We start from the raw sequence: 18,911 nt of genomic DNA on the forward strand, positions 1-18,911 counted from the left end.
GGGTATGACTTTTTTTCATACCCCTGATTCCACAGTTCCTGTCACATATAATTCATCGGATTCACATAGCTGCCGTTTTTCTTTACTGCAAAGTGAAGATGCGGCCCGGTGGACATGCCGGTGGAGCCGGATGATGCGATCTTCTGCCCCCTGCTGACCCTCTGTCCGGCTGAGACTTTCAGAGAAGAATTATGCAGATACAGCGTTTCCAATCCGTTTCCGTGGTCGATCTTCACCCAGTTTCCGTTATACGGGCTGTATCCTGCCACTTCCACAGTGCCGCTTCCCGCTGCTACTACCGTGGAACCCTTTGGCGCTCCGATATCAATGCCTTCATGGAATTTCGTTCCCCCCTGGACCGGATGTGTCCGGTTCCCAAACGGTGAAGTGACTGTATGGCAGGACGGGACCGGCCATGTCAGTGAAGAAGAACTGCCCCCGGGTTTGGAACTTCCGGACGAAGGACTGTTCCCTGCGTTTCCTCCGGACGGCTTGTTTGCGACAGTATCGTAGTAATCTATGCGGTCCTGATACTTCCGCATCAGATCCTTGTTGGAAGCAATCTTCTGCTGGAACTGTATCAGCTTCGATTTCTTACTGTCGGCCAGGCTGACGATCTTGGCCTCTTCAGCCTTCGCCTCATTCGTCACAGTTTTAATCTCCTTGTAGCTTTCTTCCAGCTTTTTTGAAGCTAAAGCAATCTTGTCCTGAGTCTTTCTGAGCTTGTAAAACATGTTGTTGTCATAATTAGAGATCTTTGATACATAGTCAAGCCTTGTCAGAAACTCATTGAAAGATTTCGCCTGTACGATGACGTCAATATAACCTGTGTTCCCGTTTTCGTAGAGATACTTTATCCGTTTGCTCATAATCTTATATTGCTTCTCTTTAGATGCCTTTGCCTCACTGAGCTTTTCTTTTGTATCACTCACCTGCTTCTTCGTTTCGTTCAGCTTTTTTTCCAGCTTGTCCGCTTTATCGGAAGCCTTCTCGATCTTTTGATCCATGGCCTCGATTTCCTTTTCCATCCCGGAAACCTTCTTTTCCAGCTCCTTGTTTTCCTCTTCTTTTTTCTTTGCCTTATTCTTCAAGTCTTCTGTCTTGCTGTCAGCCTTCACTGCCAATCCCGGCATACTCCCAAAACAAAGACATACGGCCAAAAAAAATGCTATTACACCAAAATATTTTCTCTTCATAGGAATCCTCCTACACTCTAAGGTATTTGCGAATCGTAAAGCTGCTTCCGAGACAGCCGATGCCAAGCCCCACTAACAGAGACGCGGGAATCAGATAAATCATGATCTGATTTACGGGAACAAACTCCATAAAATTTGTCAGCACATGAAATTTGTCTATAATATAGTTGACAATCACCTTATATCCTATATAAATGACGCCCATCGGGATCAGGGAGCCGACGATCCCGATGACGGCTCCCTCCACAATAAATGGAGCCCTGATAAACCGGTTGGTGGCACCGATCAGTCTCATAATGGCGATCTCTTCTTTTCTCACCGCAATACCGATAGAGACGGTGTTGCTCACGAGGAAGACCGACACAAGCAAAAGAATCAGGATAATAGCCCCTGCTACGTAGGCTCCGAGGAGATTTGCTTTGGAAATACCCTCTGCTGCTCCTTTCGCATACTCTACTTTTCTGACTCCGTCCAGGCCTTTAAACTGCTTGACCATTTTTCCGTGATACTTTACGTCTTTTAGCATGACTTCATAGGAGTCCGATTCATTTAATGGGTTCTTGCCCTCAAATCCCTCCAGAAGATCTTCATTATTCTTGAATACTTCTTTTTTATACTTTGCCCACGCTTCTTCCGCCGATACATACCGGACAGACTGGACTTCTTTGTAAGATTTGATTTTCTTTCCGATGGCATACTTCCCGCCCTCCGGCAGCTTTTCATCGAAGAATACGGAAATGGTCACTGAATCTTCTGCCTGTTTTACCGTAGCCCTTACATTGAGGAGCACGGAAAATGTCACTCCCAGAAGGAAAATACAGGCCATGATCGTCCCTACCGTTGCCAAAGAAAATATTTTGTTTCTGAAAATGTTTTTCAGCCCTTCTTTAAATCCATAGGCCAGCCGTCTAAATATCATATGTACCGCCTTTCTCATCGTGATGGATTGCTCCCTCATTCAAGGCGATTACCCGTTTTCCCATCTGGTTTACAATTTCTTTATTATGAGTTACGACAATCACCGTCGTTCCTCTCTTCTGGATTTCCACCAGAAGCTCCATAATTTCCTGTGCATTCTGCGGGTCCAGATTCCCCGTAGGTTCATCCGCCAGCAAAAGCGCCGGGTGATTGACCAAAGCTCTGGCAATGGCGACCCTCTGCTGCTCGCCTCCGGATAATTCGTCCGGCAGGGCCCTGAGCCTGTTCCCCAGCCCCACCAACTCAAGGACGTTCTGCACCTGCCGCTTCATGGCTCTTTTAGGCACCTCGATCACCTGCTGTGCAAACGCCACATTCTCATAGATACTCCGGTCCCTAAGCAGCCGGAAATCCTGAAAAACAACGCCGATCTGTCTCCTGAGATACGGGATCTGCCGCCGCTTCATCTTCTGGTAGTGATAACCGTTGACGACGATGTCCCCGGAGGTCGCTTCCAGTTCTTTTAGCAGCAGCTTGATCAGTGTCGTCTTGCCGGACCCGCTCTTACCCACTATGAAGGCAAATTCCCCTTTATTTACCTCCAGTGACACGTTGTACAGCCCTATGCTGCCTTTTTGGTACTCTTTCGTCACATTCTGCAGTGTAATCATAGAAATAACTCCCCTCTCACACGCTTATCCAAGTGTATTCATATGCTTCATATACTGTACGACCATCAGAGCAATTTTAAAAGCAATGGCATCCTCAAAATTCCTCAGGTCCAGGTTTGTGCTTTTCTGTATTTTATCCAGGCGGTACACAAGAGTATTTCTATGTATATACAACTGCCTGGACGTTTCGGAAACATTCAGATTGTTCTCAAAAAACTTATAGATCGTTGCCAATGTCTCATCGTCGATCTCCTCCGGAGAATAATCCCCAAACACCTCTTTTATGAACATTTTGCATAGCGGCAGGGGCAGCTGATAGATCAGCCTTCCGATGCCCAGCTGGTCATAGGCTACCACCTCTTTGTTTTCATAAAAAATCTTATCTACCTCAAGAGCGATCTGTGCCTCTTTGTAAGACCGGGACACATCCTTGATCCCCTTGGCTATGGTCCCGACAGCAATTCTTGCGTCATTGATCCCGACACTTTTCAGGTTTTTCAAAAGCTTCTCAGCCGTCTTGACAAATTGCTTTGACTGAGCATTTACACAGACTTCCTTCACCAAAACGATGCTTTTTTCATCGACGGCGGCAATAAAGTCATCATCTGTAGTATTCTCCAGCGACTTCACTGTCTCCACCAGATTTTGATCTTTGCCGTAGGCAGCTTCGATCAGATAGGCAACTCTTGTGGCCTCAATATCGATATTCAGCTTCTTGGCCCGGTTATAAATATCCACCAGGAGAAGATTATCGAGAAGGAGATTTTTTATAAAATTATCCTTGTCAAACCTCTCTTTATAGGCGACAAGCAGGCTTTCAATCTGAAATACCGCCATCTTTGCCACCATATACATGCTCTCACTCTCTCCGTCAGCTAAAAGCACATACTCCAGACGTTTGTCGTCAAAAATTTTAAAATACTGCTTGCCGCCCACAACCTGGCTCTCGGCCACGGAATTGATGAAGCCCTTCAGTGTGTCTTCGTCCTCTGCCTCCGTCTCCTTTGTTTTCGCCAGAATCTTTCCGTTTAAATCTATCACATACAGATCCACGTTGGAAATACTGTGGATTCCATCTAATGTCTCCTGCAGGATTTGATTTGAAATCATATTTACACGCCCTTTCTTATTACCGACCTTTTCTAATACTATATAGCAAAATATACAAAAAAAAAAGAGAAAGATAGTAACTTTTTTATTTTATTGTGTATAATCCACAAACCCCTCCCCTATTGTCTCTCTTGTGTCAGATATAATCACAAATGCTTTCGGGTCTGTTTCCATGACGATTTTCTTTAACACAGGCACTTCCTTCTTTGATACGATGCACATCAGAGTCTCTTTACTCTGCCCGGTATAGGCTCCCATAGAAGAAAGCTTGGTCACTCCGCGGCCCATGCGGAACAAAATCTGTTCCGATATCTGTTCCTGATGCCGGCTGATCACAAACACCAGCTTGGAAACCTGGAAGCCTTCGACCACACTGTCTGTGATCTTCGTGATCCCATATATGACAAGAAGCGCAAAACTTGTTTTCTCGACTCCGAAAATAAAAGCGCCGAACAGTACGATCGTGCCGTCCAGCATACCAAGAAGCATGGGAATGCTCATATGCGGAAATACAACGTGCAGCAAAAACGCCAACAGATCCGTTCCCCCCGTGGACGTCCTTTCTTTCATCACCAGCCCCAGCCCGATCCCCATCAGGATGGCCCCCAGAATCAGATTGACATAAAAATCTTTCGGAAAAAATGAGAATCTGGGCAGCACGCCTAAAAAGACGGTCAGCATAATATCGCTGCATATAGTTCTCAGCATAAATTTTCTTGTCTTATAGCGGAATGCAAATATAAAAAGAGGAACATTCAGCGTAACGTTCGTCATCCACAGAGGGATGCCCCACAGCTTGTCAAAGATGATCCCAAGGCCGCCGAAACCGCCTGTGACGATCCCGAACGGCTGGAATACTGTATTGGTAGCTGCCGCCATGCAAAATGTTCCGATAATAATACTAAATGCTTCTTTTCGTTTCACCGGACGCCTCCTAACATAAACATCATCGTTAATGTTAGTATGGCCTCTTTTAAACCCTTTATTCTGCCCTGCTAAATATCATCGTTGGTTCCAAGGATGATGCAGATCTGTGCACCGCTGTCAACACTTCCGACCTCAATGATTGGATTTTTGAAATACTTTTTCAGGTCTTCGCCCATACCCTTTTTCGCAACTATGATCTTTGTGTCGGTCAGAGTTCCCTGTCGGTTCGTCTTGATGCTTCCAATCGTGAATCCGTCTCCCGAAAGCTTGTCTTTCCAGCTTCCGGCAAGACCGCTGATCCTCGTGGAGTTCTGGATCTCAATAGAGATTCCCTTTGAAGATACTTCTGTCTCTTCTTTCTTTTCCGTCGTTGTTGTTGTTTCCTTTTTTGTTGTTTTTTCTGAACCGGATGATTTCGGAACTCCCCCGTTTTCTGAGAGAAGCTCATCAAACATCTCTTTCGTTTTCTTTGTATCCAGCTTAAAGCTTTCCCCTTCGTCGGTACCGGTAAGGATCAGATAGGTAACGTCCTTGGCGCTGACCTCATGCATCCTGCTCAGATTGTCTTTGATGCTGTCATATGACACATTGCTCTTTGCATAGCTGCCATAATAATCTTTCGCAAACTTTTTATAGTCGTTTAATGACTTCTTGTTGATACTCTGCGCTATTTTAACCGTCAGTTCCCCGACCAGAGCGATGTGCTCATTCTCGTCGCTGAACTGGCTGCTGTCAAGGATCATTCCCAGTGCCTGGTTCCCATTGATCGTGTTATTCCCCGCAGGAATATGGACCAGCATCTTGTTCTGGTCTTTGTAAGCCACTTCTTTTTCGAGATCCAGTTCTACTTCTCCGGCATTGTTCACTGCCTTTGTGAAGTTCTTCTGTGACAAGCTCTCATAGCTGCCAATGGTAATTCCCAGAGTCTTTTCCACCTGTGCCTTGATGACTTTGATGTCTTTGACCTTCTCTGCCAGCTGCTCGACAGTCGCTGTCTTCGTGTCTCCGCCCATGGCTTTGACTCCGTCGTTGTCCAGAGTCAGTATGGTGTCCTTTCTGATCGGTACAAAAACCATCTGTTTATCCTTGTTATGATAGATGCGGATCGATAAGGCATCTTTTACTCTGATCAGAGAGATATCCACCCTTTCCTGGCTCTCTGCCTTTAACGCCTCCGCTATTTTATCTTTTTTGTCTTTTTTAAATCTATTCAGAAAAAATGCTTTACTCCCTGCAAAAGAACCGATACCTACCGCAGCTGATAATACGATGACTACCAATATGCGCAGGATGATCGCCCCGGCTCCTGCTTTTCTCCTTGCTCTTCTGGCCATTTCTCATGCTCCTTCCCTTGAAACTCCGTTCAGTATACCAAATAAATCGATTTATTTCAACAAAACTATATGCTATACTCTCCTTAAAGTTTTCTTAAATCCAGGAGGAGAAGCTATGAATACAGTACTCATCACAGGCAGTTCCAGAGGCATCGGCAGAGAAACAGCTCTGGTCTTTGCCCAAAACGGCTGGAATGTGGCAATCCACGGTTACCGTCATCCCGAATGCCTCGCATCCCTAGAACAAAACATCAAAAGGTTCGGCGTCCAATGCCTTTCTTTTACAGGTGATATATCCAGTTCCTCTTTCGTAGACCGGATGATCCGGGAGACAATCTCTCATTTTGGAAAACTGGACTGCCTTGTAAACAATGCAGGAATTTCCAGAGTGGGCCTGTTTACTGATACCACCGAAAAAGACTGGCAGGAAATATTCCACATCAATGTGATGCCGATGTTTGCCTCCTGCAAAAGTGTCCTCCCTCATATGATCCGCCGGCAATCCGGTACGATCCTCAACGTATCATCCGTGTGGGGTGACACAGGCGCCTCCTGTGAGGTGCTGTACTCTGCCGCCAAAGGCGCCGTCAACACGTTTACGAAAGCCCTGGCCAAGGAGGTTGCACCCAGCAATATCTCCGTGAACGCAGTGGCATTCGGCATGATCGACACAGAAATGAACTCCGGATTCACCGAAGAAGAAAAAGACATGATCCGGCAGGAGATACCGGCAGACCGGATTGCCGATCCCAGGGAAGCCGCAGAAATGATCTATCATACCTGCACCGCACCCCGGTATCTGACGGGAGAGGTCATCACCTTCTCCGGAGGCTGGTAAATTAAGACTCTCGCATGGAAAGCTGTATTCTCTTCTTCTCCTGATCCACACTCAGTACGGTCACTTCCACCACATCGCCCACGCTGACCACTTCCAGAGGATGTTTCACAAAATGGTCGGCCATCTGGGAGATGTGCACCAGCCCGTCCTGATGGACTCCGATGTCCACAAAGGCTCCGAAGTCGATGACATTTCTCACAGTGCCTTTCAGCTTCATCCCTTCCTTCAGGTCCTCCATCTCCATGACGTCCGTCCTTAAAATCGGTTTCGGCATATCCTCTCTCGGATCACGCCCCGGCTTCTCCAGTTCTTTCACAATATCCCGGAGTGTGATCTCTCCCACTCCCAATTCCCCGGAAAGTTTCCGATAATCCGTAATCTTTTTCCCTATGTCCTGAAATCCCTGGCTGGAAAGCTCTTTTACCGAGTATCCCAGCCTCTGTAACAGCTGGTCAGTTTCTTTATAAGTCTCAGGATGCACTCCGGTGGCATCCAGCGGATTCTTTCCTCCCGAAATCCTCAGAAAGCCCGCGCACTGCTCATAGGCTTTCGGTCCCAGCTTGGCAACTTTTAAAAGTTCTCTCCTGCTGGTAAATTTCCCGTTTTCCTCCCGGTAAGAAACAATATTTTTTGCCACCGTCCTGGAAACACCAGACACATATTCCAGCAGCGAAGCAGATGCCGTATTCAAATCCACGCCCACCTTGTTGACGGTTGACTCCACGACTCCTGCCAGAGCTCCGGAGAGCTGTTTCTGGTTCATATCATGCTGGTATTGTCCCACACCGATCGCTTTCGGCTCGATCTTTACCAGTTCCGAGAGCGGGTCCTGAACCCTTCTCGCAATGGAGGCTGCGCTTCTCTGACCCACATCGAAGTTCGGAAATTCCTCCGTCGCCAGTTTGCTCGCAGAATAGACCGAAGCACCGGCTTCATTGGTTATCACATACTGTACCGGTTCTTTTATCTCTTTTAAAAGTTCCACTACAATCTGTTCTGATTCCCTGGAGGCAGTCCCGTTACCTATCGAGATCAGCGTAATCCCATATTTTTTGATCAGTTTTTTTACTGTCTTTTTGGCCTCTTCCACTTTGTTCTGAGGCGCCGTCGGATAGATCACCACCGTGTCCAGGACTTTTCCTGTCGAATCCACCACAGCCAATTTACATCCCGTTCGGAACGCAGGGTCCCATCCGAGGACGACCTGTCCCGCGATGGGCGGCTGCATGAGGAGCTGCTCCAGATTTTTGCCGAAAAGCTTGATAGCCTCCGTCTCTGCCTGTTCCGTCAATTCATTTCTGATCTCCCTTTCGATGGAAGGTGCGATCAGCCTCTTATAACTGTCCTCGATCGCTTCCAGCAAATATTTTGTAGTGGGATGCTTCTGCTTCTTCACCACATTTCTGACCAAATAAGCCGCGATCTTTTCATTGTCAGGCTCGATCTTTACAGAAAGGAACCCTTCTTTCTCCCCGCGGTTCATAGCCAATATCCTGTATCCGGCGGCTTTTTTTACCGGTTCTTCAAAGTCATAGTACATCTCATAGACAGATTTCTTTCCATGCTTTTTAGCAGCGGACAGAATCCTTCCATGTTCTTTATAGGATCTTCTGATCCATTCACGGTATTTGGCATCATCCGAGATCATCTCCGCGAGAATATCTTTGGCTCCCTGGAGGGCATCTTCCGGTGTCTCTGTTCCTTTTTCCGGATCAATAAACTTTTCAGCCTCTCTGGCAGGATCGTCAGAAGCCTGTAAAAAGATCAGATCAGCCAGAGGTTTTAGTCCCTTTTCTCTTGCGATCATGGCTCTGGTCCGCTTCTTCTGCTTATACGGCCGGTACAGGTCCTCCACAGTGACTAAGGTCACCGCCTCCTCAATCTGCTTTTTCAGCTCCTCACTCAGCTTTCCCTGCTCCTCAATGCTCTTTAAAACCGCATCCTTTCTGTCCTGAAGATTTCTTAAATATTTCAGTCTCTCGTCCAGGTTCCTGAGTGTCTCGTCGTCCAAAGAGCCGGTCATCTCTTTTCGGTAGCGAGCAATGAACGGTATCGTATTTCCTTCGTCAATCAGCTTGACTGCCGTCTCCGCCTGTGCTCTTTTGATTCCCAGCTCGTCTTTTAAAATATTGATGATATCCATTTTTCCATTTCCTTATAAGTGCAGTTCTATTATCTGGTCTTTTGGTTCAAATTTCCGGTACTTCACACCGGCCATATCAAACATCCTCTTGGACGCAACCGTCATGTCGTCATCGGCGTACTTGTCCTGCATATAAATCACTTCCTTCATTCCGCTCTGAATGATGGCCTTGGCACACTCATTGCACGGAAATAAAGTTACGTAGACTCTCGCTCCATAGAGAGAGCCTCCCCCGTAATTTAAAATGGCATTGAGTTCTGCATGACAGACATAAAAGTATTTTGTATCGAGAGGTTCTCCCTCCCGCTCCCACGGCATGTCATCGTCATGGCAGCCGGTCGGCATCCCGTTGTAGCCCACGGATAATATTTTATTCTGGTCATTGACAAGACATGCCCCGACCTGCGTGTGGTCATCCTTGCTCCTCTGGGCAGAAAGAAGCGCAACCCCCATGAAATACTGATCCCATGATAAATAATCTGTTCTCTTCATCCCGATCTCCTTTCCTTCCGGGTCAAAAAACACCGCCCGGACTGCAGGCGGTGTTCCCTTTCACCTTCTGTTATAATTCAAATGCTTCGTGTGCCGCATTCATAGCCTTCACCATATCAGCCCGGTCCACGATAACCGTCACACGGATCTCAGATGTTGAGATCATCCGGATATTAACTCCAACCTCATACAGTGCCTCAAACATGCGGGCAGCCATTCCAGAGTGTCCGATCAGTCCGCTTCCGATGATGGATACTTTGGCCACGTCGGTGGTAGCATCCACATCCGCATAGGACCCCAGCGGCAGATGCTCTTTGATCGTTTTGACTGCCAGATCCGCATCGTCTTCTTTCACCGTAAAAGAAATATCTTTCTTTGCGTTCTGTCCTACGGACTGGAGTATGATGTCGATATTGATATTCTTCTTTGCAAGGATATTGAACAGGCGGAATGCTACTCCCGGCTCATCCTCGAGTCCCGTCACAGAGATCCGTGCCGCATCATCGTCTCCGGCAACACCGCTGATCTCTGCCTGAGGCATCATGATCCTCTCTTTGACAACCGTTCCCTCTTCTTTCGTCAGGCTGGAACGGACAACCAGCTGTACTCCGTGCTTCTTGGCGAGTTCCACAGAACGGTTATGGAGAACTCCCGCACCGAGTGTGGCCATCTCCAGCATCTCATCGTAGGTGATCTCCTGGAGTTTCTTCGCCGTAGTGACTTTTCTTGGATCTGCGGTGTAAACACCGTCTACATCCGTATAGATCTCGCAGGCATCCGCATTCAGGGCCGCAGCCAAGGCAACGGCAGTAGTGTCTGAGCCGCCGCGGCCCAAAGTCGTATAGTTGTCGTAACGGTCCACACCCTGGAATCCTGTCACGATGACGATTTTTCTCTGTTCCAGCTCGTTAAAAATGCGGTCCGTATCGATTCTCTTGATCCTGGCGTTGCTGTAAGCGTGGGTCGTGTGCATGGCTACCTGGAATGCATTCAGGGAAACAGCCGGAATCCCCATGGAGTGCATCGCCATCGCCATCATGGCAACGGATGTCTGCTCTCCTGTAGTCAGAAGCATATCCATCTCCCGCTTCGGCGGATTCGGATTGATATCCTTCGCCATCGCGATCAGTTCATCTGTCATCTTGCCCATTGCAGACAAGACAACAACCACGTCATTTCCTTTCTGGTATTCTTCAATGCAGCGTTTTGCCACATTTAAAATCCTCTCTTTATTTCCTACGGATGTACCTCCGAATTTTTTAACAATTAACATTGCTGCCTCCTAAAATTTTCTCTTATTTTTGTAATAGCCGGCCCATCAGATCATGTCCGTGTTCCAGGACGAGTCCTGTACTTTTTGCTGCCTCTTCGCTGTATTCCTTCTGTCCCTTCATTTCCTTCGTGCTGTCATAGATCATAAACGGAATCGGGTCTTTGGAATGGGTCCGGATCGAAATGGGTGTCGGATGGTCCGGCCCGATGAGCATACGGAAATCTTCTCCGCGCTTCTTCAACTCCTCTGCGACGACACGGATCACCTGGTCATCGAGAAATTCAATGGCCTTCACTTTATTTTCCACACTTCCCTGGTGCCCCATCTCGTCGGGAGCTTCCACATGAATATAAACCACATCCGCCCCGTCTTTCGTCAGAGAATCCACGGCTGCCATTGCTTTTCCTTTATAGTTGGTATCGAGTCCGCCTGTGGCTCCTTCCACATCTAAATTCAGCATGTGCGTACCGACCGCGATGCCTTTCAGCAGATCCACAGCGGATACCATAGCACCCTTCTTTCCTGTTTTTTCCTCAAAATCATCCAGCGCAGGACGGGTGCCCGCACCCCAGAACCAAATGCTGTTCGCCGGATTCAATCCCATCTCCCTGCGTTTTTCGTTGATTGGATGCCGGTCTAAAATATCAAAACTCTTCTCCATCATCTCCCGGAGCTTTGTCTCCTCAGGAAGATACTCCCCGATCCGCTTTCCTAATATATCATGGGGCGGCGTCAGTTCCACCGTCTCTCCGTGATCCCAGATCGTAAGATGGCGGTAGCTGACTCCCGGATAATACTGAAACTCATCTGTCTCTAATTCCTTTTTCACCGCATCGATCAGAACCCTTGCCTCTTCTGTTGTGATCTCCCCGGAGCTGTGATCGATGATAGTTTTTTCCTCATAGGTCTCATCTTCTGATAAGGTGACAATGTTGCAGCGCAGAGCAATGTCAGTATCCTTCATATCCACACCGATGGAAAGCGCCTCAAGAGGCGATCTCCCGGAATAATACTTCTGCGGGTCATAGCCGAGCATAGCAAGGTTTGCCACGTCACTTCCAGCCGGAAGGTTCTTTGGCACCGTGTAAGCAATTCCCTGTTCCGATACCTTTGCCATGGTATCCATGACCGGAGTCCTGGCCGCCTGAAGCGGTGTTCTGCCGCCCAGCTCACCGATCGGTTCATCGGCCATTCCGTCTCCCAACACAACAATATACTTCATAAACTAGTCCTCCAAATCTATTTAACATTCATACGAATCATGCCCAAAACGGAATTAAACGCTTTGATCTTATCCTGATAGTCTTTTTCTTTCATTGTCAGTGTAACAAATGCAAATTCATCTGTCACCCCTTCTGCTGAAACTTCTTCTACATCGCCAAAAACTTCTTTTACTTTTTCTCTGTCGCAGTCTTTCGGAAGACGCACAAAGAATTTATGTTCAAAATCGCCGATATCTGCGAGATGAAGCTTCTTTTCACTCCAGATCTGCATGATATTTCTCTCTTTATGCTTTGCCGCATCGATCACGTCTGCCACAACCGCGCTGGCTGTCGGAAGCTTTCCTGCCCCCGCTCCGTAAAACATCACGTCGCCGATTACATTTCCGTTTACAAAAATGCCGTTGAACACATCGTTGACGCCGATCAGCGGATGATCTCTGCCAATCATCATCGGGCATACCATGGCATATACATTATCTCCGATTTTTTTACTTGTTCCCAAAAGCTTAATGCTCTTATTCAGGGCTTTTGCATATTTCATGTCGGTTTCTGTAATCTTTGTGATGCCTTCGGTATGTACATCCTCATAATCTACCTGCATGCCGAATGCCAGTGAAGTCAGGATCGCGATCTTTCTGCACGCATCATATCCCTCCACATCCGCTTCCGGATGAAGTTCCGCATATCCTTTGTCCTGAGCCTCCTTTAACACCTCATCGAAGTCAGCCCCTTCATCGGCCATCCTTGTTAAGATATAGTTTGTAGTTCCGTTCAGTATGCCTGTTATTTCATTGATCTCATCGGCTGTCAGAGACTGGTTTAACGGACGGATGATCGGAATTCCGCCTCCCACACTCGCCTCAAACAGGAAATTTAGATTCTTGGACTTTGCCATGGCCAGTAGTTCCGCACCCTTTTCAGCCACCAATTCCTTATTGGAAGTGGCAACACTCTTCCCGTGCTCCAATGCCTGTTTTGCAAACGTGTATGCCGGCTCCACTCCGCCTAAGACTTCCACAACGATGCTCACTTCGTCGTCATTTAAAATAATATCATAGTCTGTGACTGCCTTTGACGCCACCGGTGTGTCGGATAAATCCCTCTTGTCCAAAACATATTTTACCCGGATCGGCTCCCCGATCTTATGGTTGATGCTCTCGTGATTTGTCTCGATTACCTCCACGACTCCTGATCCAATGGTTCCATATCCCAATACCGCAATGTTTATCATCTGTTTTACTCCTTTGCAATTATTTTTACATATGTAATGTTGTCAAGCTTTTCTACGCTCTCGATCATGGCAGAAACATCGGTCTCCATATCAACAATATCCACGCTGACTGTGAGCACTCCTTTTCCGTTGATCGGAATACTCTGATGGATCGTCAGGATATTGGCCTTGTAGTTTGCAAATACCTGAAGCACTGTCGCCATAACTCCCGGCTGGTCTTCCACCTCGATCACAAACGTGATATTTCGTCCCTTTTTGCTCGCGTGAAAAGGAAAAATATCATCTTTGTACTTATAATAAGAACTCCGGCTGATCCCCACAGTCTCTGTGGCCTCCTGAATGGACTTGGCCTGTTCTGCATCCAGAAGCTTCTGCACTTCCAGTACTTTTAATAGAACCTCCGGAACTGCTTTCTTTTTAATGACATAATACTTTGAATCTTCTAACATAGTCCACCTCTGTGCGTCTGCTGAACACATTTGTTTTTCCAGACGATACTATCATATTTTTATAAATTAAGCAACTGTTTAAATAAAAAACGGACATACAACCATGCAGATTGTATGTCCTGCAAATCTCTTACTCTATTTCTTCAGACATTTTAACATCAGCCATATAATACACAGCAGCGCGGCCGCGGACAGAGAAATGTATTTTGCCGGCAGTTATTGTCTCTTCTGAAGTGTCTGCCTCCTGCTCTTTTTCCGTGCTCTTTTCAGTGAATGTAGTCTTTACTTCTTCTCAGTTGGCCGTGTAGGTCCGGTCTCCGGTGCTGCCCTTTTCATTCGTGACCTCCGCCGTCAGCATATCAAGACCTGTACCTGTCCAGATGCTGTCCTATAGTGACCGGTGAGGCATCTGTATGCAGCGGGTCTTTATCCACTGCCCTAATTGCATCTGCTCTTGGGATAGTATCTCTGTCTTCCATATACAGCACATCATCCGAGGATGTCACCTGCCAAAAGCAGAATAAAAAAACAACGCCGCGGACAGCACCAAAACAGTTATTGTCCGGCCGTATACCGCAGCGTCTTCTTAATCATTGCTCCATGCCAGGTATGCGTTCATGAAACCGTCCAGATCTCCGTCCAGGACAGCGGATGGATTGCCGCTTTCTTTATTTGTCCTGTGATCTTTCACCATAGTATACGGCTGCAGGACATAAGACCGAATCTGGCTTCCCCATCCATTGTCTCCCACGTCTCCCCGGATATCAGACAGCTTTTCCAGATGCTGCTGCTCTTTTAACAGATACAGCTTTGTCTTGAGCATCTTCATAGCCTGGTCTTTATTCTTATGCTGTGACCGTTCATTCTGGCACTGGACAACGATCCCTGTCGGGATATGCGTGATCCTTATGGCAGAATCCGTCTTATTGATATGCTGGCCTCCCGCGCCGCTGGCCCGGTAAGTATCGATCCTGATATCTTCATCGGCGATCTCCACATTCAGGTCTTCGTCAATCTCCGGCATCACGTCACAGGATGCAAAGGAGGTCTGCCTCTTTCCCGCCGCGTTAAACGGAGAAATTCTCACCAGCCGGTGAACGCCTCTCTCGGACCTTAAATACCCATAGGCGTTTTCACCTTTGATTTCTACCGTCACTGATTTAATTCCTGCCTCGTCCCCGTCCAAATAGTCAATGACTCTTGTCTCGAATCCTTTTTTCCCGGCCCAACGGGTATACATCCGGTACAGCATACCGGCCCAGTCACAGGACTCAGTTCCGCCAGCCCCTGCATGAAGGCTCAGGATCGCATTATTCTTGTCATATTCCCCGCTCAGGAGAGTTGAAATCCGCAGGCTTTCATAGGCTGTCTCAAACTCCGCAAATGCCTCCTGAGTTTCCGCAGCCAGTTCTTCGTCCTCTTCCTCCGACGCCATCTCGATCAAAGTCTCAATATCCTCAAACTGTCCTTTCAGCCCTTCATATCCTACCACCTGATCCTTCAGCCCTTTGACCTCTCTGACCACCTTCTGGGACTCCTCCAGGTCCTCCCAGAATCCCGGAGCTTCCATATCAAGCTCCAGCTGCTCGATCCGCTCTTTCTTTTCTTCCAAGCCAAGAGAACCGCTTAATTTCTCAAGTGGCTCCCGGTAGGAATTCAGGTTATATTTTAACTGATCTAATTCAATCACTCCAAAAACTCCTTAATTTCTTCCACAGCAGTTTTTATATTTCTTTCCGCTTCCGCATGGGCATGGATCATTTCTCCCGATCTTCTCCCCTTTTCTCTTATACGGAGTCTTTACACTGCTGTCGTCTTTATTAGTGCTTGTCACCTGGGCAACCTGCTCTTTCTCCACCTTCTGTTCAATCTCTACGTGGAACAGCGCTCCGGTGGTCTCCTCCTGGATTGCCTTTGTCATCACATTGAACATCTCAAAACCGGCCATGCGGTATTCTACTACCGGATCTCTCTGTCCGTATGCCTGCATACCGATGCCCTCCCGAAGCTGATCCATATCATCGATATGATCCATCCACTTGCGGTCAATGACCTTTAGAAGAATGATACGCTCTATCTCCCGGAGGTCATAGTCTTCAAATTCCTTTTCCTTCTCGGCATACAGCCGGGCAGCCTCATCCTGAAGACGCTTTGTGAGCATCTCAGGTTTCCCTGCCTGAATCTCTTCCTGGGTCAGTTCGATCTTTCCGAACGGAACGATTGGGCGCAGCTCTGCATTCAGTGTATCCATATCCCATTCTTCCGGTGCCGCATCTTCACTGGCACACTGGTTTACATAGTCTGCGATGGTTTCCTCCATCATATGAATCACAGAATCCTTCATGTTTTCCCCGTCCAGAACACGGCGGCGTTCTTTGTACATGATCTCTCTCTGTTCGTTGTTTACCCTGTCATAATCCAGCAGATTTTTACGGATACCGAAGTTGTTATTCTCGATCTTCTTCTGGGCCTTTTCGATCGTCCTGCTGATGGATTTGTGCTGGATCTCTTCCCCTTCCGGTATGCCGAGGGCGTTGTATACAGAAATCATCCTCTCAGATCCAAACAGTCTCATCAGATCGTCTTCCAGGGACAGGTAAAACTTAGATTCACCAGGGTCTCCCTGCCGTCCGGCACGTCCTCGGAGCTGATTGTCAATACGCCTGGATTCATGACGCTCTGTACCGATGATCTTTAAACCGCCCAGAGCGGCCACACCGTCTGCCAGGACAATATCGGTACCACGGCCCGCCATGTTGGTAGCGATGGTGACAGCACCGATCTCGCCTGCATGGGAGATGATCTCCGCCTCCTTTTCATGGAACTTGGCATTCAGCACGTTGTGCTTGATCCCCTGTTTTTTGAGCATGCGGCTCAGTTCCTCGGACATATCAATGGTGATCGTACCTACGAGCACTGGCTGTCCCTTGGCGTGGGATGCCGCGATGTCCTCAACAACCGCCCTCATCTTCTCCTGCTTCGTCTTATAGATGGCATCTTCGTGGTCAACACGCACAACCGGTTTGTTGGTCGGGATGACTACAACGTCCATGCCGTAGATCTCACGGAATTCCTGTTCCTCGGTCTCGGCTGTACCGGTCATACCGGATTTCTTATTATATTTATTGAAGAAATTCTGGAATGTGATAGTAGCGAGGGTCTTGGACTCTCTCTTAACCTTCACGCCTTCTTTCGCCTCGATCGCCTGATGAAGTCCGTCTGAATACCGTCTGCCCGGCATGATACGTCCGGTGAACTCATCGACGATCAGCACTTCATCGTCCTTCACTACATAATCTTTGTCAATAAACATAAGATTATGGGCGCGCAGCGCCAGGATAATATTGTGCTGGATCGCAAGATTCTCAGGATCGGCAAGGTTATCTATATGGAAGAACTCCTCCACCTTTTTCACGCCCTGGGCAGTCAGAAGCACGTGCTTATCCTTTTCATTGACCAAAAAGTCGCCGTCTTCTTCAATGTCCTCGTTCATCAGGATATCCATCTTGGAAAGTTCCCCGTCGGAGCTTCCCCGCTCCATCTGCCTTGCAAGGATATCGCAGGCACGGTAGAGCTCGGTGGATTTCCCGCTCTGACCGGAAATGATCAATGGTGTTCTGGCCTCATCGATCAGTACAGAATCGACCTCATCGACAATGGCATAGTGCAGGTCGCGCTGAACCAGATCTTCTTTTTCGATGACCATGTTGTCCCTCAGGTAATCAAATCCCAGTTCATTGTTGGTGATATATGTGATATCACAGTTATAGGCTGCCCGCCGCTCGTCGTTTTCCATCTCATTGGTAACCACACCGACCGTAACGCCTAAGAAGTTGTGAACCTTTCCCATCCACTCCGCATCACGGGTTGCCAGGTAGTCATTCACCGTAACGATGTGCACGCCCTTCCCTTCCAGGGCGTTTAAGTAGGCAGGAAGAGTGGAGACCAGGGTCTTACCTTCACCGGTCCTCATCTCTGCGATCCTTCCCTGGTGAAGGATAATACCGCCGATCAGCTGGACCCGATAGTGCTTGAGCCCAATAGTCCTGGCACTCGCTTCCCGGACAACCGCATAAGCTTCCGGCAAAAGGTCGTCCAGTGTGTCTCCGTTGCTCAGACGCTCCTTAAACTCAGCAGTTTTATTTCTCAGTTCCTCATCGGATAATTTCTGCATCGGTTCGTCAAAAGATTCAATTTTATTCACAATCCCACTGATCCGCTTCAGTTCTTTTTCACTGTGCGAACCAAAAATTTTTCCTAACAAACTCATAGTTTTACTCCCAAACAATTAAATTCACATGTAATCTATGATATTGTAACACTTCTATAAAATGTAGGCAAGAAAAAAGGCAGCCCCAGCGCTCATCATACCCCTCTTGCGGAAAAATACACGGAAATGCCGCAAACAACGTTATTTTTACCGTAAACAAAAAGGAGGCCGAAGCCTCCTGAAAAAATCCTTATTCCTAAAATTCCGGTTCGATCAGTCCGTATGTATTGCCCTTTCTTTTATATACTACGTTTACTTCAAAAGTATCGGCGTTACGGAATACGAAGAAATTGTGTCCCAAAAGATCCATCTGGATACATGCCTCTTCCACATCCATCGGCTTGATCGCAAACTTCTTGCTCCTGATGATGCGGATCTCATCATCGTCCACATCCTCGTCCTTGTCGATGAATTCCTGTTTCAGTCCTGCACCTTCATATTTTTTACTCATCAAACGGGTTTTATATCTTCTGATCTGACGTTCGAGAATATCAATTACCAAATCAATGGATACATACATATCCGCACTGTCTTGTTCTGCACGTATAATGTGCCCCTTCATAGGAATTGTTACTTCAATCTTTTGTCTCTCTTTTTGAACGCTCAAGGTAACGATGATGTCAATGTCATCAGCCAGGTACTTGTCAAGCCTGCCTAATTTCTCTTCTATTGCTGCCCTGATTCCTTCTGTTACTTCGATGTTCTTACCGCTAATAATGAAATTCATGGCTTCCAACTCCTTTACTATTTGATACTAATTATTATATCATATAGCTTTTCCATTGAAAACAAATCTTTTTATAAAATCTACACAAAACAAATGTTTCATTTTGTCG

The 18,911-nt window shown here is 47.2% G+C and carries 16 protein-coding genes; 1 reads left to right on the plus strand and 15 read right to left on the minus strand.

Features of this window, described 5'->3' with window-relative positions:
• Positions 1-41: 41 nt before the first annotated feature.
• The 6 genes from QGT46_RS03350 to QGT46_RS03375 form a co-directional block, all read right to left on the minus strand.
• A complete protein-coding gene (locus tag QGT46_RS03350) occupies positions 42-1,196 on the minus strand; it encodes a murein hydrolase activator EnvC family protein (protein WP_301589575.1) in 1,155 nt (384 codons plus the stop codon).
• A gap of 10 nt (positions 1,197-1,206) precedes the next feature.
• Complete coding sequence (gene ftsX / locus QGT46_RS03355; RefSeq protein WP_301589577.1) at positions 1,207-2,115, minus strand: permease-like cell division protein FtsX; 909 nt, start codon at positions 2,113-2,115, stop codon at positions 1,207-1,209.
• Positions 2,105-2,785 (minus strand): cell division ATP-binding protein FtsE, encoded by a 681-nt coding sequence (gene ftsE, locus QGT46_RS03360; protein ID WP_301589578.1) that lies wholly within the window; start codon positions 2,783-2,785, stop codon positions 2,105-2,107. The genes ftsX and ftsE overlap by 11 nt, the downstream gene beginning before the upstream one ends.
• Before the next feature lie 24 nt (positions 2,786-2,809).
• The gene (locus QGT46_RS03365; RefSeq protein ID WP_301589579.1) at positions 2,810-3,895 is read right to left on the minus strand and encodes a PucR family transcriptional regulator; all 1,086 of its coding nucleotides are present in this window, start codon (positions 3,893-3,895) and stop codon (positions 2,810-2,812) included.
• Positions 3,896-3,985: 90 nt separating this feature from the next.
• Positions 3,986-4,819, minus strand: coding sequence for a YitT family protein (locus tag QGT46_RS03370; protein WP_301589580.1), 834 nt, complete (start codon positions 4,817-4,819; stop codon positions 3,986-3,988).
• Between the two features lie 71 nt (positions 4,820-4,890).
• A complete protein-coding gene (locus QGT46_RS03375) occupies positions 4,891-6,156 on the minus strand; it encodes an LCP family protein (RefSeq protein ID WP_301589582.1) in 1,266 nt (421 codons plus the stop codon).
• Between the two features lie 115 nt (positions 6,157-6,271).
• Between QGT46_RS03375 and ymfI the strand changes: the two genes are divergently transcribed.
• Entirely contained in the window at positions 6,272-6,994 is a 723-nt protein-coding gene (gene ymfI, locus QGT46_RS03380; protein ID WP_301589584.1) for an elongation factor P 5-aminopentanone reductase, read from the plus strand.
• Between the two features lies 1 nt (position 6,995).
• Here ymfI and QGT46_RS03385 read toward each other — a convergent pair whose 3' ends face one another.
• From QGT46_RS03385 to hpf, 9 genes are all read right to left on the minus strand, one after another.
• Positions 6,996-9,137 carry a Tex family protein gene (locus QGT46_RS03385; RefSeq protein ID WP_301589587.1) on the minus strand — a complete coding sequence of 714 codons (2,142 nt, stop codon included), beginning with the start codon at positions 9,135-9,137 and terminating at the stop codon, positions 6,996-6,998.
• A gap of 12 nt (positions 9,138-9,149) precedes the next feature.
• Positions 9,150-9,629, minus strand: coding sequence for a deoxycytidylate deaminase (locus QGT46_RS03390; protein WP_301589589.1), 480 nt, complete (start codon positions 9,627-9,629; stop codon positions 9,150-9,152).
• 70 nt (positions 9,630-9,699) lie between these two features.
• Positions 9,700-10,902, minus strand: coding sequence for an aspartate kinase (locus tag QGT46_RS03395; RefSeq protein ID WP_148459134.1), 1,203 nt, complete (start codon positions 10,900-10,902; stop codon positions 9,700-9,702).
• A gap of 22 nt (positions 10,903-10,924) precedes the next feature.
• A complete protein-coding gene (locus QGT46_RS03400) occupies positions 10,925-12,124 on the minus strand; it encodes a cofactor-independent phosphoglycerate mutase (RefSeq protein WP_006568554.1) in 1,200 nt (399 codons plus the stop codon).
• Positions 12,125-12,141: 17 nt separating this feature from the next.
• Positions 12,142-13,356: a homoserine dehydrogenase gene (locus QGT46_RS03405; protein ID WP_301589593.1), complete on the minus strand. Its 1,215-nt coding sequence runs from the start codon at positions 13,354-13,356 to the stop codon at positions 12,142-12,144.
• 5 nt (positions 13,357-13,361) lie between these two features.
• On the minus strand, positions 13,362-13,805 hold the full coding sequence (locus QGT46_RS03410; protein ID WP_006568552.1) for an ACT domain-containing protein: 444 nt from the start codon (positions 13,803-13,805) through the stop codon (positions 13,362-13,364).
• Positions 13,806-14,391: 586 nt separating this feature from the next.
• Positions 14,392-15,495, minus strand: coding sequence for a peptide chain release factor 2 (gene prfB / locus QGT46_RS03415; RefSeq protein ID WP_301589595.1), 1,104 nt, complete (start codon positions 15,493-15,495; stop codon positions 14,392-14,394).
• A 12-nt stretch (positions 15,496-15,507) separates the two neighbouring features.
• A complete protein-coding gene (gene secA, locus QGT46_RS03420; RefSeq protein WP_024729402.1) occupies positions 15,508-18,075 on the minus strand; it encodes a preprotein translocase subunit SecA in 2,568 nt (855 codons plus the stop codon).
• A gap of 196 nt (positions 18,076-18,271) precedes the next feature.
• Complete coding sequence (gene hpf, locus QGT46_RS03425) at positions 18,272-18,802, minus strand: ribosome hibernation-promoting factor, HPF/YfiA family (protein ID WP_024729401.1); 531 nt, start codon at positions 18,800-18,802, stop codon at positions 18,272-18,274.
• Between the last annotated feature and the right edge of the window lie 109 nt (positions 18,803-18,911).

The organism is Anaerostipes faecis, assembly GCF_910574135.1.
Classification (GTDB): Bacteria; Bacillota; Clostridia; order Lachnospirales; family Lachnospiraceae; genus Anaerostipes; species Anaerostipes hominis.

Bases quoted from the DNA above. Each gene is read 5' to 3' on its own strand.
- QGT46_RS03350 (WP_301589575.1), bottom strand. From the start codon at position 1,196: ATGAAGAGAAAATATTTTGGTGTAATAGCATTTTTTTTGGCCGTATGT.
- ftsX (WP_301589577.1), bottom strand. From the start codon at position 2,115: ATGATATTTAGACGGCTGGCCTATGGATTTAAAGAAGGGCTGAAAAAC.
- ftsE (WP_301589578.1), bottom strand. From the start codon at position 2,785: ATGATTACACTGCAGAATGTGACGAAAGAGTACCAAAAAGGCAGCATA.
- QGT46_RS03365 (WP_301589579.1), bottom strand. From the start codon at position 3,895: ATGATTTCAAATCAAATCCTGCAGGAGACATTAGATGGAATCCACAGT.
- QGT46_RS03375 (WP_301589582.1), bottom strand. From the start codon at position 6,156: ATGGCCAGAAGAGCAAGGAGAAAAGCAGGAGCCGGGGCGATCATCCTG.
- ymfI (WP_301589584.1), top strand. From the start codon at position 6,272: ATGAATACAGTACTCATCACAGGCAGTTCCAGAGGCATCGGCAGAGAA.
- QGT46_RS03385 (WP_301589587.1), bottom strand. From the start codon at position 9,137: ATGGATATCATCAATATTTTAAAAGACGAGCTGGGAATCAAAAGAGCA.
- QGT46_RS03390 (WP_301589589.1), bottom strand. From the start codon at position 9,629: ATGAAGAGAACAGATTATTTATCATGGGATCAGTATTTCATGGGGGTT.
- QGT46_RS03395 (WP_148459134.1), bottom strand. From the start codon at position 10,902: ATGTTAATTGTTAAAAAATTCGGAGGTACATCCGTAGGAAATAAAGAG.
- QGT46_RS03400 (WP_006568554.1), bottom strand. From the start codon at position 12,124: ATGAAGTATATTGTTGTGTTGGGAGACGGAATGGCCGATGAACCGATC.
- QGT46_RS03405 (WP_301589593.1), bottom strand. From the start codon at position 13,356: ATGATAAACATTGCGGTATTGGGATATGGAACCATTGGATCAGGAGTC.
- QGT46_RS03410 (WP_006568552.1), bottom strand. From the start codon at position 13,805: ATGTTAGAAGATTCAAAGTATTATGTCATTAAAAAGAAAGCAGTTCCG.
- secA (WP_024729402.1), bottom strand. From the start codon at position 18,075: ATGAGTTTGTTAGGAAAAATTTTTGGTTCGCACAGTGAAAAAGAACTG.
- hpf (WP_024729401.1), bottom strand. From the start codon at position 18,802: ATGAATTTCATTATTAGCGGTAAGAACATCGAAGTAACAGAAGGAATC.